Raw genomic sequence first — 14555 nt, 5'->3', positions numbered from 1 at the left:
CGAGCATGTCGAAGATCAAGCCCAGCAAGGGCGCCCCGTACGCACGGATCCTCGGCGTCGGCGGCTACCGCCCGACCCGGGTCGTGCCGAACGAGGTGATCCTCGAAACGATCGACTCGTCCGACGAGTGGATCCGCTCCCGCTCCGGCATCGTGACCCGCCACTGGGCCTCCGAGGAGGAGACCGTGGCCGCGATGTCGATCGAGGCGTCCGGCAAGGCCATCGCGGACGCGGGCATCGACCCCGGGCAGATCGGCGCGGTCGTCGTCTCGACCGTCTCGCACTTCAAGCAGACCCCGGCCGTCGCCACCGAGATCGCGCACAGGATCGGTGCGGGCAAGCCCGCCGCGTTCGACATCTCGGCCGGCTGCGCGGGCTTCGGCTACGGCCTCACGCTCGCCAAGGGCATGGTCGTCGAGGGCTCGGCGGAGTACGTCCTCGTGATCGGCGTGGAGCGGCTCAGTGACCTGACCGACCTGGAGGACCGCGCGACGGCCTTCCTGTTCGGTGACGGCGCGGGCGCGGTCGTCGTCGGCCCCTCCCAGGAACCGGCCATCGGCCCGACCGTGTGGGGCTCCGAGGGCGACAAGTCCGAGACCATCAAGCAGACCGTCGGCTGGAACGAGTTCCGCCTGGGCGATGTCTCGCAGCTGCCGCTCGACTCGAAGGGCGATGTCAAGTTCCCGGCCATCACGCAGGAGGGCCAGGCGGTCTTCCGCTGGGCCGTCTTCGAGATGGCGAAGGTCGCCCAGCAGGCGCTGGACGCGGCCGGGATCGCCCCGGAGGACCTGGACGTCTTCATTCCGCACCAGGCCAACATGCGGATCATCGACTCGATGGTGAAGACCCTGAAGCTGCCGGAGCACGTCACGGTCGCCCGTGACATCGAGTCCACCGGCAACACGTCCGCCGCCTCGATCCCGCTCGCCATGGAGCGGCTCCTGGCGACCGGTCAGGCGAAGAGCGGCGACACCGCGCTCGTCATCGGCTTCGGGGCGGGTCTCGTCTACGCCGCGACGGTCGTTACCCTCCCCTAGGCACACCGGACCTTTTGGGTCCGTACGCACGAACACCCAAGAAACCCACCGAAGGAGCGCCAAGATGGCCGCCACGCAGGAAGAGATCGTCAAGGGTCTCGCCGAGATCGTCAACGAGATCGCCGGTATCCCGGAGGAGGACGTCGAGCTGGGCAAGTCCTTCACCGACGACCTGGACGTCGACTCGCTGTCCATGGTCGAGGTCGTCGTCGCCGCCGAGGAGCGCTTCGACGTGAAGATCCCCGACGAGGACGTCAAGAACCTCAAGACGGTCGGCGACGCTGCCGACTACATCCTGAAGCACCAGGGCTGATCCCAGCCCGGCTGTGTCGCCACCCGGCGGTGGCGCCGCTGATTCACGACCCTCTACACGTGGAGAAGATTTTCCAGTGAACTCGACCAATCGCACCGTGGTCGTCACCGGTATCGGCGCAACCACTCCGCTGGGTGGCGACTCCGCATCGACCTGGGAAGGTCTGATGGCCGGCCGGTCCGGCGTCAAGCCTCTCGAAGGTGAGCGCTTCGCCGAACTGCCCGTCCGGATCGCCGCCCTCGCGGCCGTCGACCCGGGCGACGTCCTTCCCCGCCCGCTGGCCCGCAAGCTGGACCGCTCGGCGCAGTTCGCGCTGATCGCGGCCCGCGAGGCCTGGGCCGACGCGGGCTACACCGCCAAGGCCGGCGAGGACGAGTCCATCGCCCCCGAGCGCCTCGGCTCGGTCATCGCCTCCGGCATCGGCGGCGTGACCACCCTGCTCGACCAGTACGACGTGCTGAAGGAGAAGGGCGTACGCCGCGTCTCCCCGCACACCGTTCCCATGCTCATGCCCAACGGCCCGGCGGCCAACGTCGGCCTGGAGGTCAACGCCCAGGCCGGTGTCCACACGCCCGTCTCCGCCTGCGCCTCGGGCGCCGAGGCGATCGGGTACGCCGTCGAGATGATCCGTACCGGCCGTGCCGACGTGGTCGTCGCCGGTGGCACCGAGGCGGCGATCCACCCGCTGCCGATCGCCGCGTTCGCCAACATGATGGCGATGTCCAAGAACAACGACGAGCCCGAGAAGGCCTCGCGCCCGTACGACACCGGCCGGGACGGCTTCGTCCTCGGCGAGGGTGCGGGCGTCGTCGTCCTGGAGTCCGCCGAGCACGCCGCCGCGCGCGGTGCCCGGGTCTACTGCGAGGTGCTGGGTCAGGGCCTGTCGGCCGACGCCCACCACATCGCGCAGCCCGAGCCGACCGGGCGGGGCATCGCCGCCGCGATGCAGAACCTGCTGGACTCCAGCGACCTCAAGCCGTCCGAGGTGTTCCACCTCAACGCGCACGCCACGTCGACGCCGCAGGGTGACCTCGCGGAGATCAAGGCGCTGCGCAAGGTGCTGGGCGACGACCTCGACCATGTCGCGATCTCCGCGACGAAGTCGATGACGGGTCATCTGCTGGGTGGCGCGGGCGGTATCGAGACCGTGGCGACGGTCCTGGCGCTGCACCACCGCATCGCTCCGCCGACCATCAACGTCGACGAGCTCGACGAGGCGATCGACGCGGACATCGTGCGGGGTGAGCCGCGGGTGCTGCCCGAGGGTCCGATCGCGGCGATCAACAACTCGTTCGGGTTCGGTGGGCACAACGTGGTGCTGGCGTTCCGGTCCGTCTGAAGCCTTACGCGGTGAAGCCCGCTTCCCGGTTCTCGGGAGGCGGGCTTCCGCATGTCCAAGCCCCTCCGGCGACTGAGGAGCGGGTTCCGGGGCAGCGGCCCTAGATGTATTGCCCCGGGAGGTTGTGGACGGGTGATGCAGGTCTCGGCTGAGGCTGCTTGAACGGGTGAGGGCCTTCCGGGTTCGGTGTGGATTGCGACATCTCCACCGAACGATCAGAAGGCCCTCATGCCCCACCGTAATGCACCGCTGACCGAGACCGGACGCCTGCGGCTGGCCCGCTGCGTGGTCGAGGACGGCTGGCCCCTGCGCCGGGCCGCCGAACGCTTTCAGGTCTCACCCACCACCGCCCAGCGGTGGGCCGCCCGCTACCGCATGTTCGGCGAGGCCGGGATGACCGACCTCTCCTCCCGCCCGCACCACAGCCCCCGCCGCACCCCGACCCGCACCGAACGCCGGATCATCAAGGTCCGCATCCTGCGACGGTGGGGACCGGCCCGCATCGCCCACCTGCTCGACCTGGTGCCCTCGACCGTCCACCGGGTCCTGACCCGCTACGGCCTGGCCCGCCTCACACACCTGGACCGCGCGACCGGCCGCACCATCCGCCGCTACGAACGCGAACGCCCCGGCGAACTCGTCCACGTCGACATCAAGAAACTCGGCAACATCCCCGACGGCGGCGGCCACAAGGTCCTCGGCCGCCAAGCCGGCCGAAAGACCCGCAAGAACGCCGGCTACAGCTACATCCACACCGCCGTCGACGACCACTCCCGCCTCGCCTACAGCGAGATCCACGCCGACGAGAAGAAGGAAACCGCCACCGGCTTCTGGACCCGGGCACACGCCTACTTCACCAGCGTCGGGATCACCGTCGAACGCGTCCTGACCGACAACGGCTCCTGCTACAAGTCCCACACCTGGCGCGACACACTGGCAGCGGCCGGGATCACCCACAAGCGAACCCGGCCCTACCGGCCCCAGACCAACGGCAAAGTCGAACGCCTCAACCGCACCCTGCTCGACGAATGGGCCTACGCCCGCCCCTACCGCTCAGAACAGGAACGACGCGACGCGTTCCCCCAGTGGCTCCACACCTACAATCACCACCGCGGACACACCGCACTCGCAGGCAAACCACCCGCCAGCCGCGTCCCTAACCTCACCGGGCAATACACCTAGACCACCTGGTGCAGCCAGCGGACCGGCGCGCCCTCTCCCGCGTGGCGGAAGGACTCCAGCTCGTCGTCCCACGGCTTGCCGAGCAGCGAGGCGATCTCGGTCTCCAGATCGCTCTCGCCCCGCACGGAGCGGGCCAGGGCGGCCCGCAGCCGGTCCTCGGGGATCAGGATGTCGCCGTGCATGCCGGTGACGGCGTGGAAGATGCCGAGGCCGGGGGTGGAGCTGTAGCGCTCGCCCTCCGCGGTGGGGCACGGCTCGGAGGTCACCTCGAAGCGCAGCAGGTCCCAGCCGCGCAGGGCGGAGGCGAGCTGCGAGGCGGTGCCGGCGCGGCCCTTCCAGGAGAATTCGGACCGCCAGGTGCCGGGCGCGGCCGGCTGTCTGATCCAGTCCAGCTGGACCCGCACACCGAGGACGCCCGCCACTGCCCATTCGACATGTGGGCACAGCGCGCGCGGTGCGGAGTGAACGTACAGGACTCCACGTGTCGTCACCGGAACCTCCCGTGTGGGACGAGGTACGCCTTCCCCAGCGGCCTCGCGCCCGTACCGCCTCTTTTCGGCCGGATCCCGAGGTTGTCTTCAGTAAACAGCATCGGGAGTTAATCTCCTGAAAAGGGACAGTATGTGACGTGACGTAATGTACCGGAGCCGCCCGTGTGTACGCGGGCGGGCGGGACGCCACTGGTTCGACGGGGAAAAGCTACCGTGCGCCGGGGCCGTCCGTGTGACGTACCGTCGGTCTCAGGCCTCTGATTCGCCGGCTTTCACCCGGCAGGGCGCGCACCGCCCCGACCTGGGGACCATGTGCTTGCCGGGGGCATGTCCAGAGGCATAAGCCAGGGGTTGACCGGAGGGGATCCGACCGATGCCGGAGCGTGTGACACGCCCACGAATGCGTAACGCTGTCGCGGCGCTGAGCGCGCTCTCGTTCGTCGGTGTGGCCGCGCTGGCCGGATGCGGCGGTGGCGGTGCGGACGGCGGCGTGTCGCGGAACGCTCCGGCCGCCCAGCGCAGCGCCTCTCCGTCTCCCTCCCCCTCCCCCACGCCGGACTGGAACCCGCGGCCCCGGTCGGTCGCGGCGGTCGGCGACTCGATCACCCGGGGCTTCGACGCGTGCTCGGTGCTGGCCGACTGCCCCGAGGTGTCGTGGGCGACCGGCACGGACGACGCGGTGCGCAGTCTCGCGGTCCGGCTGCTCGGCCCGTCGAAGGCGGCGGACCACAGCTGGAACCACGCGGTGTCGGGGTCCCGGATGGTGCAGCTGCCCGAGCAGATGAAGCGGGCGGCGAAGGAGCGGCCGGAGCTGGTGACGGTGATGACGGGCGCGAACGACGCGTGCCGGGACTCGGAGCGGCTGATGACGCCGGTGGCGGACTTCCGGGCGTCGTTCGAGGCCTCGATGCGGCAGCTGCGGGCCGGGGCGCCGAAGGCGCAGGTGTACGTCTCCAGCGTGCCGGACCTGAAGCGGCTCTGGTCGACGGGGCGGGTCAACGAGCTGGGCAAGAAGATCTGGCAGCTCGGGATCTGCAGGTCGATGCTGGCCGACGCGGACGATCTGGGCCCGGCGGCCGTGGCCCGGCGGGACGCGGTGCGCGAGCGGGTCGTGGCGTACAACGAGGTGCTGCGGGACGTGTGCGCGAAGGACCGGTACTGCCGGTACGACGGCGGGGCGGTGTTCGACTTCCGCTTCACCGGGGCGCAGCTCAGCTCGTGGGACTGGTTCCATCCGAGCCGCGACGGGCAGGCCCGGCTGGCGGAGATCGCCTACCGCAACGTCACGGCCCCGGAGCCGCCCGCGTAGGGTCGGTGACCATGACGACCAGCGCGGACACGGCCACGTACACGGAAGATTTCGGTGTTCTCGCGGACGGGTCGCCCGTGCGCCGGTGGACGCTGGAGCGGGACGGGGTCCGGGTGCGGATCCTGACGTACGGCGCGATCGTGCAGTCGGTGGAGACACCCGGGCGGGACGGGTCGCGGGCCCCGGTGGCGCTCGGGCTGCCGGAGGCGGCGGGCTACGAGGAGTTCCCGGACCCCTACTTCGGCGCGGTGGTCGGCCGGTACGCGAACCGGATCGGGGGCGCGTCGTTCGTCCTGGACGGGTCCACGCACCGGCTGACGGCCAATGAGGGCGGCAACCATCTGCACGGTGGCGCCAGGGGCTTCGACAAGCGGGTGTGGGACGCGGTGGCGGTGCCGGACGGGGTGCGGATGTCCCTGGTGTCGGCGGACGGCGAGGAGGGATATCCGGGGCGGCTCGACTTCTCGGTGACGTACACCCTGGGGCCCGGCGGGGCGCTGCGGCTCGGCTACCGGGCGGTGACCGACGCGCCGACCGTGCTGAACCCGACCAGCCATCTGTACTGGAACCTGGCGGGCGCGGACAGCGGGAGCGCCCTGGGGCAGCAGCTGCGGATCGCGGCGGGGCGCATCACCCCGGTGGACGCGGCGTCGGTGCCGACCGGTGCGTTCGCGCCGGTGGCCGGGACCCGCTTCGACTTCCGGGAGATGCGGGCGGTGGGCTCGGGGTACGACCAGAACTTCGTGCTGGACGAGCGGGCGGAGGGGGCGGACGGTGTCGCCGCCGAGCTGTACGACGCGGCGTCGGGACGGGTGCTGACCGTGCGGACGAGCGAGCCGGGGCTCCAGCTGTACACGGCCGACCACTTCGACGGGCGGCCGTTCGGGCCGTGCGCCGGGATCGCGCTGGAGACCCAGCACTTCCCGGACTCGCCGAACCGGCCGGAGTTCCCGTCCACGGTGCTCCGGCCGGGCGAGGAGTTCGTCTCACGCACCGCCTACGCGTTCTCGGTGCGCTGAGCCCCCGCCTCCTCGGGCGCTGCGCTCAGCGGGCCAGGCCCAGGGTGACGCCGAGGCCGACCAGGACCGAGCCGATCGACCGGTTGAGCGCCTTCTGGCGGCGCAGCATCGCGCCGCGCAGCCGGGAGTGCGAGAAGAACAGCGCGACCAGGGCGAACCAGCCGAGGTGGGCGGCGGCCATGAAGAGTCCGTAACCAGCCTGCTGCCAGAGTGCCGTGCCGGGTCCGACGACCTGGGTGAAGGTCGCGACGACGAACAGGGTCGTCTTCGGGTTGAGGGCGTTGGTCAGGAACCCGCTGCGCAGCGCCCCGAACGGGGAGAGCCCCGGCCGGTCCGTCAGATCGACGTCGAGGTCGGCGCGGGCTAGGAAGGTGCGCACCCCGATGTAGATGAGATAGGCGGCGCCCGCCAGCTTGACCGCGGTGAACAGGGCGGTCGAGGAGGCGATGAGCAGCCCCACGCCGAGCATCGTGTACGTGACGTGGACCAGGACGCCCGCGGCGACCCCGGTGGCCGCGAGGACGCCGGTGGTGCGCCCGTACAGATAGCTGTTGCGGACGACCATCGCGAAGTCGGCTCCCGGGGAGACGACCGCGAGGACGGTGATGGCGGCGACCGCCAGGAGCTCGGTCACGTGGACCACGCCCGTGGCGCCGGAGCGTCACCGCTGCCGGCGCCGGGATCCGGCTCCGGAGCCGGGTCCACCAGGTCGCGGGCGAGCAGGGTGGCCCCGGCGACGGCTCCCGGCATCAGGAACACCGCGACGAACGGGATCAGGAAGGACAGGACCAGCGGGACGCCGAAGCCGAGCACCAGCAGCCGGCGGCCGCGGAGCAGGACGAGGCGGTCCTTGAGGACCATGCCCCGGCGCTGGAGGGCGACGGCGGTCAGTTCCTCGGCCAGGAAGTAGCCGGAGACGCAGAAGCCGATCGCGGGAACCGCGGTCTGCCCGACGACCGGGATGAAACCGCAGGCGAAGAGGATGATGCCGTACAGGGCGACGCGCAGCAGGATGCGTACGGAGTCGCGGGCGGAGATCCACAGCTCCTGCCAGAGCGACAGTCCGGACTCGGGGACCTCGCCGCCCTCGCCGCGCTCGACCTCCTCGGAGAGCGAATCGTAGAAGGGCTGGCCGATCAGGAGGGTCACGGCGGTGAAGGTGATGACCGCGAGGAACAGACCGAAGACGAAGACGAGCGCGGTCAGCCCGGTGCGCAGCATGCCCTGCCAGGGCGAGGACCAGTCGTCGGCGAACGGGGTCGCCCAGCCGACGAAGTCGTCGGCCCCGTAACCGAGTCCGATCAGCGCTCCGGCGTAGACGACGAGGGTGACGAGTCCGGGCAGCAGCCCGAAGCCGAACCACCGCCCGTGCTGGAGAACCCAGCGCTGCCCCTTCATCAAGTAGCCGAATCCTGCCCCGAGATCGCTCATGGGCGTCAGCGTACTGGCGTGCGGAAAGCGGAGAGGACCGCACCCCTCGGTGGGGTGCGGTCCTCTCGCGAAGACGCTGCGGTCAGGCGACCGAGAGCTCGACCTTGATGTTGCCGCGGGTGGCGTTCGAGTACGGGCAGACCTGGTGGGCCTTCTCGATGAGCGCCTGCGCGGTGGCGGCGTCGACGTTCGGGATGGAGGCGCTGATCGCGACCTCCAGGCCGAAGCCGCCGGCCTCGGTCTTGCCGATGGAGACCGAGGCGGTCACCGTCGAGCCGGAGATGTCGGCCTTCTCCTGGCGGGCGACGACGCCCAGCGCGCCCTGGAAGCAGGCGCTGTAGCCCGCCGCGAAGAGCTGCTCGGGGTTGGTGCCCGCGCCGCTGCCGCCCATGGCCTTCGGCGGGTTCACGACGACGTCGAGCTGACCGTCGTCGGAGGAGACCCGGCCGTCGCGGCCGTTCTCGGCGGTGGCGACGGCGGTGTAGGCGACGTCTATCTTCTGGATGGTCATGGTGTGACGATTCCTCCGGTTGGTGCGCCGCGACTCGCGCCCACGATCGCGACGGCCTGCGGACGAGCCTAACGCGTGGCCGGTGAGGGCAGGAGACGGGTCAGACCAGGGAGACGATCATCTTGCCGGTGTTCTCGCCGCGCAGCAGGCCGACGAAGGCGTCGTAGCCCTTCTCGATGCCCTCGACCTTGGTCTCCTGGAACTTCAGCTCGCCCGAGGCCAGCCAGCCGGCGACCTCCTGGACGAACTGCCCCTGGAGGTGGGCGTGGTCGCCGACGAGCATGCCCTGGAGGCGCAGCCGCTTGCCGATGATGAGCGCCATGTTGCTCGGGCCGGGGGTCGGCTCGGTGGAGTTGTACTGGGCGATCATGCCGCAGATGGTGGCGCGGCCGTGCAGGTTGAACGAGGAGATCGCGGCTTCGAGGTGCTCGCCGCCGACGTTGTCGAAGTAGACGTCGATGCCGTCGGGGGCGGCTTCCTTGAGCTGGTCGCGGACCGGCCCGTTCTTGTAGTTGAACGCGGCGTCGAAGCCGTACTCCTCGACGAGGAGCTTGACCTTCTCGTCGGAGCCGGCGGAGCCGATGACCCGGGAGGCGCCCTTGAGCTTCGCCAGCTGGCCGACCTGGCTGCCGACGGCGCCGGCCGCGCCGGAGACGAAGACCGCGTCGCCCTCCTTGAAGGAGGCGACCTCGAACAGGCCCGCGTAAGCGGTGAGTCCGGGCATGCCGAGCACGCCGAGGTAGGCGGAGAGCGGGGCGATGTCGGGGTCGACCTTGACCGCGTGCTTGGCGGGCAGGTCGGCGATCTCGCGCCAGCCGAGGCCGTGCAGGACGTGGTCGCCGACGGCGAAGCCCTCGGCGTTCGAGGCGATGACCTCGCCGACCGCGCCGCCGTCCATGGGGTGGTCGAGCTTGAAGGGCGGGGTGTAGGACTTCACGTCGTTCATCCGGCCGCGCATGTACGGGTCGACCGAGAAGTACTTGTTGCGGACGAGGATGCGGCCTTCGGCCGGAGCGGCGACCGCGGCTTCACGCAGCGCGAAGTCCTCGGCCTTGGGCCAGCCGTGCGGGCGGGCGACGAGGTGCCATTCACGGCTGGACGTGGGAAGTGCTGCAGACATGGGCTCGGGTTCTCCTCAATGTCCTACGGGGGGTGGGCCTCCGCGCCGTACGGCACGAAAAGCTTCATGACATGAAACAACCATGCTCCTGAATATTTCATGATGTCAAGTAAATCGGTACGCTGTCGTCCATGGCCACTCGTACAGACACCCTGACCCTCGAGGTCGTCGAGCTCATCGGCACGGTCGTGGCGCGCTACCACGAGGAGTACGACCGGGCCGCCGCCGAGCACTCCCTCACGGGCGCGCAGGCACGGGTGCTCGGGCTGCTCTCGCTGGAGCCGCTGCCGATGCGGAAGATCGCGCTCAGGCTGAAGTGCGAGCCGTCGAACGTGACCGGGATCATCGACCGGCTGGAGACCCGGGAGCTGGTCGAGCGCAGGCCCGATCCGGCCGACCGGCGGGTGAAGCTGGCCGCCGCCACGGAGAAGGGCCGGCGTACGGCCCGCGAGCTGCGGGACGCGCTGGACTTCGCCCGGGAGCCGCTGGCCGGGCTCTCCGACGCCGAGCGCACGGTGTTGCGGGATCTGCTGCGCCGGATGCTGGGCGAGGACACCCCGTAGGCGTCGCGCCTACGTGCACCACCAGAGGAAGCGGGTACAGGTCGGGGACGGCGTCGGGGTGGGCGTCGGCTCGGCCGGGGGCGGCGGGGGCGCGGTCGTCGGCTCCTCCGGGTCACCCGGCGCCGGCGGATCGGCGGGCGGACTGTCGGGGGCCTCGGACGGGTCCGGGTCGTCGGGGTCCGGTGAGGCGGTGGGCTCGTCCGTGCCGGAGGCCTCGGGGCTCGGCGACTTCGACGGGCTTCCGCCGCGGGTGCCGGCCGGTGAGGCGTCCGTGCCGGGGCCGGTGGTCGCCCCGGCACGGGTGCCGACCGGGCCGGGATCGCGGGGCGCGTCGGCGGACGACTCCTGCGGCGCGGGGTCGGCCGGACCGCCCGACGCGTCGCTCACGAAGTCGGCGGCGGTGTCGTCCCGCCCGGGCTCCAGGGCCAGTTCCGCCAGGCTCAGCGCACCGGCCGCGAGGAGCAGCCCGAGGGCGGCGAGCAGGACGGTACGGCCGCGCCGGCGATGGCTGCCGCGCCCGGACCGGCCGGACCGCCCGGCCTTCCGCCGGGAGCCGGGGCGGGGCGTGCGTGCGGCCTCCCGCCGGGCGTCCCGCCGGGTGCGGCGGGGGGCGTCGGCCTCGTCGTTCGGGGCGGCCGTCCCGTACGGCTCGTCCGGGGCGGGGCCGCCGGCCGCGGGCATCGCGTAGGGGCCCAGCGCCTCCGCGGGCGTACCGCACCCGGCGCAGGCCAGGGCTCCGTTGAGATGCCGTCGGCACGGGTGGCAGTAATCCATGGCGCCCGCAGGTTAGGCGTGCGCGGAACAACCGGGGAAGCCGCCCAGGTGAGGATTGTGTGAGGAAGAACGGATTCCGGTGGCAGCCGGTCCGATACGCCTGACACGCGGGAGGATGGGCCACATGACCGCTCCCGCCCCCTTCGGCCCCCTCCAGTTCCAGCTCGTCCTGCTGCGCCGGATGGCCGATTTCCAGCCCGGCCTGGTCGAGGAGGCCCGGCACGAACTGAGCGCCTCGCTCGCCGATATGCGGGAGGCCAACCGCCGCTGGCAGGCCATGGTGCGCGCGCCCCGGGGGCGGGGATCGCTGCGGCGCTACCGCTCGGTGCTCGGCGAACCGGAGCTGACCCTGCCGCGCCGGGTCGGCGATCTGGAGTGCGAGGCGCTGCTGTGGCCGGTGCCGCTCTGGCCGGATCTGCGGTTCGAGGTGATGGCCGGTCCGGGCGGGGCTGTGTGGAACGAGTGGCTGGTGCGGGCGCCGGGCGCGGCCGGCCCGGACCTCACCTCCGTAACGGATCTGCGCCCCTGGTCGTGCACCGTGGACGAGGCGGCCCGCGCCTTTCCGCCGGCCCGGCCGATGGAGGGCAGTGCCCCGACCCGCTGGTCGCTGGCGGTCACCGACCCGGCCACCGGACAGGAGCGCGTGGCCGAGTTCACCTGGGGCCTGTTCCAGCGGCTGCCGCCGGCCCGCTGAGCTGAGGAGCCGTCAGCTCCCGCCCTCTTACGGCGCAGCTCAGCGCGCGCGAAGGGCCGGACGGCGCGACCATGCAAGGAGAGACCGGCTGCCGCCGGTGCCCCCATCCGCGCTCTCGGGAGAACTCGCCGTGACCGTCAGCCTTGAGCAGTTGCAGCGTTGCCATGTCGCCGTCGATCTCGGGGCCGCGAGGACCCGGGTGTACGTCAAGGGGCTCGGGCTCGTCGTCGACGAACCGAGCGTCGCCGCGGTCAACACCCGTACCGGCTCCCTCATCGCCGTCGGCGCGCTCGCCGAGCAGATGACCGGCCGCACCCCGGAGTACATCCGGGTGGCCCGCCCGGTCTCCGGCGGCACCGTCGTCGACATCGAGATGGCCCAGCGGATGCTGCGTCATCTGCTGGGCGACAAGCTCCGCCGCCAGTTGCGGCGCAAGCCCCGGCTGCGCGCCGCCGCCTGCACCCCGCACGAGGCGGATCCGCTGGCCCAGCGCGCGACGGTGGAGACGCTGGTCGGGCTCGGCGCGCGCCGGGTCGAGCTGGTGGACACGCTGATCGCGGCGGCCGTCGGCTGCGGGCTGCCGGTCGAGCAGCCGACCGCCACCATGATCATGGTGTGCGGGGCCGCCACCACCCAGATCGCGGTGCTCTCGCTCGGCTCGATCGTGACCGCCGCCCGGATCCCGGTGGGCGGCAACGCGATCGACGAGGCGATCATCCAGCATCTGCGCCAGCACCACGAGCTGCTGCTGCCGAGCCAGTCCGTGCGCCCGCTCCAGCTGGCGCTGCACGGCAACGGCATCCAGCTCACCGGCCCCGCCCTCACCGAGATCCACGGCCGTGACGTGGCGACCGGGCTGGCCCGCTCGGTGCAGGTCGACACCGCCGCCGTGCGGCAGGCCATCCACACCCCGCTCACCGCGGTGCTCGACGGTGTGGGCAAGGTGCTCCGCGACTGCCCGCCCGATCTGGTGGCCGACCTCGCGGACCGCGGGATCATGATGGTGGGCGGCAGCGCGCTGCTCCCGGGCCTCGACCAGATGCTGCGCGACGCGACCGGGATGCCGGTGCACATCGCGGAGCGCCCCGACGTCTGCTCGGTGCTCGGTCTGGGCGCGATGCTGGACGGCAAGATCCAGCCGATGGTCCTCAACCCGCTGGCGGGGTGAGCCCGTCGTCACGGCCCGGACGGCGCGCGTGAAGGGGCCCGTGGAGCCCGGCCCGGCGGCGGCCGGGCGGCTGCCGATGCTCCTGGAGGCGGTCCTCAATGTCGGCAGCGATCTGGAGCTGGGCTCCACCCTCCAGCAGATCGTGGACACGGCCGCCGCCCTGACCGGGGCCCGTCACGGCGCGCTCGGGGTGCTGGACCCGGACCGGGACCGGATCGAGAGTCTGTACACCGCCGGGATGACGGAGGCGGAGCGGCGCCACCTCGACCTCTTCCCGGACGAGCCCGCCGGGCGGCCGGCCACCCTGACCCGGCCGGGCCGTCCGCCGGGCCGTTCGCCGGGTCGCGCACCGGGCGGCCCGTCGGGCGGCCCGCCGGTGCGGAGTTTTCTCCGGGCACCGATCCGGGTGCACACCGAGGTGTTCGGCCATCTCTACCTCGCCGGGAAGCCGTCGGGGCCGTTCTCCGACACGGACCTGGCGCTGCTGCGGGTCCTCGCCGCCCAGGCCGGCATCGCGATCGGCAACGCCCGGCTGTACGAGACGGCCCGGCAGCGGGAGCGCTGGATCGCGGGGGCGGCGGCCGTCACCACAGCCCTGCTGACCGGCACCGACGCGGCGGACGCGCTGATGACGGTGGCCGAGCGGGCCCGGGCGCTGGCGGGCGCGTCGGCCGGGGTGATCCTCCAGCCGACGGAGGAGGGCGGCATGGAGATCGTCACCGCCTCCACGCTGGACGATCCGGCGGGCATCGTCGGCACGGTGATCGAGCCCGGTTCCGCCGTGCTGGTGCAGCTGCTCGGCGGCGAACCGGTCTTCATCGACGACTCGGCCAACGATCCCCGGATGACCACCGACGTGCGCTCCCGGTTCGGGCCCAGCATGATGCTGCCGCTGCAGAGCGGCGGGCGGCTCATCGGCACCCTCGCACTGCCCCGGCGGCGCGGCGAGCGCCCCTACACGGAGGTGGACCGGCTGCTGGCGACCCAGTTCGCCTCGCAGGCGGCGCTGGCGCTGGTGCTGGCGGACGCGCAGGCCGACCGGGAGCAGCTCGCGGTGTACGAGGACCGCGACCGGATCGCCCGTGACCTGCACGATCTGGTGGTCCAGCGGCTCTTCGCCACGGAGATGATGCTGGAGTCGACCCGGCGGCGGGCCGCCTCGGAGGCGGAGGCCGGGGAGCTGCTGGGCCGGGCGGTGGACGAGCTGGACTCCACCATCCAGGAGGTCCGCACCGCGATCTTCGCCCTTCAGCAGCCGCCCGCCGAGGCCCCGAGCACCTTCCGGGGCCGGGTGCTGCGGGAGACCGGGGGTGCCGCGGCCCTGCTGGGTTTCCCGCCGTCGGTGCAGTTCACCGGGGCGGTGGACGCGCTGGTGGGCGCGGAGACGGGCAAGGAGCTGCTGGCCGCCCTGCGCGGGGCGCTGGCCGTCGCGCACCGCAGGCCCGGGGTCTCGGCGATCGAGGTGGAGGTGGACGCCACGGTCCGGCTGCCGGACGGGCGGACCGGGGTGCGGCTGGTGGTCTCGGACGACGGGCGCGGCGAGGACGGGCGGCCGACGACGGTGACCTGGCAGGCCCCGCTCTGACCCGAGGGCCCCGAGGGCC

Annotated in this window: 16 protein-coding genes; 10 read left to right on the top strand and 6 right to left on the bottom strand. The window is 72.0% G+C overall.

What is annotated here, in order from left to right; translation table 11 throughout:
• Positions 1–5 precede the first annotated feature (5 nt).
• The 4 genes from AC0VY3_RS08225 to AC0VY3_RS08210 all read left to right on the top strand — a co-directional run bounded on the left by AC0VY3_RS08225 (position 6) and on the right by AC0VY3_RS08210 (position 3871).
• Complete coding sequence (locus AC0VY3_RS08225; protein ID WP_103507485.1) at positions 6–1037, top strand: ketoacyl-ACP synthase III; 1032 nt, start codon at positions 6–8, stop codon at positions 1035–1037.
• Between the two features lie 64 nt (positions 1038–1101).
• Positions 1102–1350, top strand: coding sequence for an acyl carrier protein (locus tag AC0VY3_RS08220; protein ID WP_006124218.1), 249 nt, complete (start codon positions 1102–1104; stop codon positions 1348–1350).
• 76 nt (positions 1351–1426) lie between these two features.
• Positions 1427–2689 carry a beta-ketoacyl-ACP synthase II gene (fabF, locus tag AC0VY3_RS08215; RefSeq protein WP_475549305.1) on the top strand — a complete coding sequence of 421 codons (1263 nt, stop codon included), beginning with the start codon at positions 1427–1429 and terminating at the stop codon, positions 2687–2689.
• Between the two features lie 228 nt (positions 2690–2917).
• Positions 2918–3871 carry an IS481 family transposase gene (locus tag AC0VY3_RS08210; RefSeq protein WP_475549304.1) on the top strand — a complete coding sequence of 318 codons (954 nt, stop codon included), beginning with the start codon at positions 2918–2920 and terminating at the stop codon, positions 3869–3871.
• Here the strand turns inward: AC0VY3_RS08210 and AC0VY3_RS08205 are convergent.
• A complete protein-coding gene (locus tag AC0VY3_RS08205; RefSeq protein WP_030078141.1) occupies positions 3868–4362 on the bottom strand; it encodes a DUF3145 domain-containing protein in 495 nt (164 codons plus the stop codon). The genes AC0VY3_RS08210 and AC0VY3_RS08205 overlap by 4 nt on opposite strands.
• Positions 4363–4762: 400 nt before the next feature.
• On the opposite strand from AC0VY3_RS08205, the gene AC0VY3_RS08200 reads away from it, so the two are divergent.
• Positions 4763–5671, top strand: a complete 909-nt coding sequence (locus AC0VY3_RS08200; RefSeq protein ID WP_242739529.1) for an SGNH/GDSL hydrolase family protein — start codon at positions 4763–4765, stop codon at positions 5669–5671.
• 11 nt (positions 5672–5682) lie between these two features.
• Positions 5683–6690 carry an aldose epimerase family protein gene (locus tag AC0VY3_RS08195; protein ID WP_475549303.1) on the top strand — a complete coding sequence of 336 codons (1008 nt, stop codon included), beginning with the start codon at positions 5683–5685 and terminating at the stop codon, positions 6688–6690.
• 25 nt (positions 6691–6715) lie between these two features.
• Here AC0VY3_RS08195 and AC0VY3_RS08190 read toward each other — a convergent pair whose 3' ends face one another.
• From AC0VY3_RS08190 to AC0VY3_RS08175, 4 genes are all read right to left on the bottom strand, one after another.
• Positions 6716–7324: a LysE family transporter gene (locus tag AC0VY3_RS08190; protein WP_030078135.1), complete on the bottom strand. Its 609-nt coding sequence runs from the start codon at positions 7322–7324 to the stop codon at positions 6716–6718.
• Entirely contained in the window at positions 7321–8121 is an 801-nt protein-coding gene (locus AC0VY3_RS08185) for an EI24 domain-containing protein (RefSeq protein ID WP_475549302.1), read from the bottom strand. Before AC0VY3_RS08185 ends, AC0VY3_RS08190 begins: the two co-directional genes overlap by 4 nt.
• Before the next feature lie 82 nt (positions 8122–8203).
• Positions 8204–8632 (bottom strand): organic hydroperoxide resistance protein, encoded by a 429-nt coding sequence (locus tag AC0VY3_RS08180; RefSeq protein WP_006124225.1) that lies wholly within the window; start codon positions 8630–8632, stop codon positions 8204–8206.
• A gap of 100 nt (positions 8633–8732) precedes the next feature.
• Positions 8733–9752, bottom strand: a complete 1020-nt coding sequence (locus tag AC0VY3_RS08175) for an NADP-dependent oxidoreductase (RefSeq protein WP_242739535.1) — start codon at positions 9750–9752, stop codon at positions 8733–8735.
• Between the two features lie 131 nt (positions 9753–9883).
• Here AC0VY3_RS08175 and AC0VY3_RS08170 point away from each other — a divergent pair, with 131 nt between their 5' ends.
• The gene (locus tag AC0VY3_RS08170) at positions 9884–10315 is read left to right on the top strand and encodes a MarR family winged helix-turn-helix transcriptional regulator (protein ID WP_103507491.1); all 432 of its coding nucleotides are present in this window, start codon (positions 9884–9886) and stop codon (positions 10313–10315) included.
• 9 nt (positions 10316–10324) lie between these two features.
• Here the strand turns inward: AC0VY3_RS08170 and AC0VY3_RS08165 are convergent, their stop codons facing one another.
• Positions 10325–11089, bottom strand: coding sequence for an SCO2400 family protein (locus AC0VY3_RS08165; RefSeq protein ID WP_475549301.1), 765 nt, complete (start codon positions 11087–11089; stop codon positions 10325–10327).
• 124 nt (positions 11090–11213) lie between these two features.
• On the opposite strand from AC0VY3_RS08165, the gene AC0VY3_RS08160 reads away from it, so the two are divergent.
• The 3 genes from AC0VY3_RS08160 (at position 11214) to AC0VY3_RS08150 (ending at position 14536) form a co-directional block, all read left to right on the top strand.
• Positions 11214–11783: a hypothetical protein gene (locus tag AC0VY3_RS08160; RefSeq protein ID WP_103507023.1), complete on the top strand. Its 570-nt coding sequence runs from the start codon at positions 11214–11216 to the stop codon at positions 11781–11783.
• Positions 11784–11913: 130 nt separating this feature from the next.
• Positions 11914–12951, top strand: a complete 1038-nt coding sequence (gene mreB, locus AC0VY3_RS08155) for a rod shape-determining protein (RefSeq protein ID WP_103507022.1) — start codon at positions 11914–11916, stop codon at positions 12949–12951.
• Positions 12952–13027: 76 nt separating this feature from the next.
• The gene (locus AC0VY3_RS08150) at positions 13028–14536 is read left to right on the top strand and encodes a sensor histidine kinase (RefSeq protein WP_475551651.1); all 1509 of its coding nucleotides are present in this window, start codon (positions 13028–13030) and stop codon (positions 14534–14536) included.
• Positions 14537–14555: the final 19 nt, after the last annotated feature.

This window comes from Streptomyces sp. iso_384, assembly GCF_056172905.1.
Note: the sequence above shows the minus strand (reverse complement) of the source record. Positions and strands in the feature narration are given on the sequence as shown.

What these genes read in the sequence shown, in the direction of transcription:
- AC0VY3_RS08225 (WP_103507485.1), top strand. Translation starts at nt 6, where the DNA reads ATGTCGAAGATCAAGCCCAGCAAGGGCGCCCCGTACGCACGGATCCTC.
- AC0VY3_RS08220 (WP_006124218.1), top strand. Translation starts at nt 1,102, where the DNA reads ATGGCCGCCACGCAGGAAGAGATCGTCAAGGGTCTCGCCGAGATCGTC.
- AC0VY3_RS08210 (WP_475549304.1), top strand. Translation starts at nt 2,918, where the DNA reads ATGCCCCACCGTAATGCACCGCTGACCGAGACCGGACGCCTGCGGCTG.
- AC0VY3_RS08200 (WP_242739529.1), top strand. Translation starts at nt 4,763, where the DNA reads ATGCGTAACGCTGTCGCGGCGCTGAGCGCGCTCTCGTTCGTCGGTGTG.
- AC0VY3_RS08195 (WP_475549303.1), top strand. Translation starts at nt 5,683, where the DNA reads ATGACGACCAGCGCGGACACGGCCACGTACACGGAAGATTTCGGTGTT.
- AC0VY3_RS08185 (WP_475549302.1), bottom strand. Translation starts at nt 8,121, where the DNA reads ATGAGCGATCTCGGGGCAGGATTCGGCTACTTGATGAAGGGGCAGCGC.
- AC0VY3_RS08180 (WP_006124225.1), bottom strand. Translation starts at nt 8,632, where the DNA reads ATGACCATCCAGAAGATAGACGTCGCCTACACCGCCGTCGCCACCGCC.
- AC0VY3_RS08175 (WP_242739535.1), bottom strand. Translation starts at nt 9,752, where the DNA reads ATGTCTGCAGCACTTCCCACGTCCAGCCGTGAATGGCACCTCGTCGCC.
- AC0VY3_RS08170 (WP_103507491.1), top strand. Translation starts at nt 9,884, where the DNA reads ATGGCCACTCGTACAGACACCCTGACCCTCGAGGTCGTCGAGCTCATC.
- AC0VY3_RS08165 (WP_475549301.1), bottom strand. Translation starts at nt 11,089, where the DNA reads ATGGATTACTGCCACCCGTGCCGACGGCATCTCAACGGAGCCCTGGCC.
- AC0VY3_RS08160 (WP_103507023.1), top strand. Translation starts at nt 11,214, where the DNA reads ATGACCGCTCCCGCCCCCTTCGGCCCCCTCCAGTTCCAGCTCGTCCTG.
- AC0VY3_RS08150 (WP_475551651.1), top strand. Translation starts at nt 13,028, where the DNA reads ATGCTCCTGGAGGCGGTCCTCAATGTCGGCAGCGATCTGGAGCTGGGC.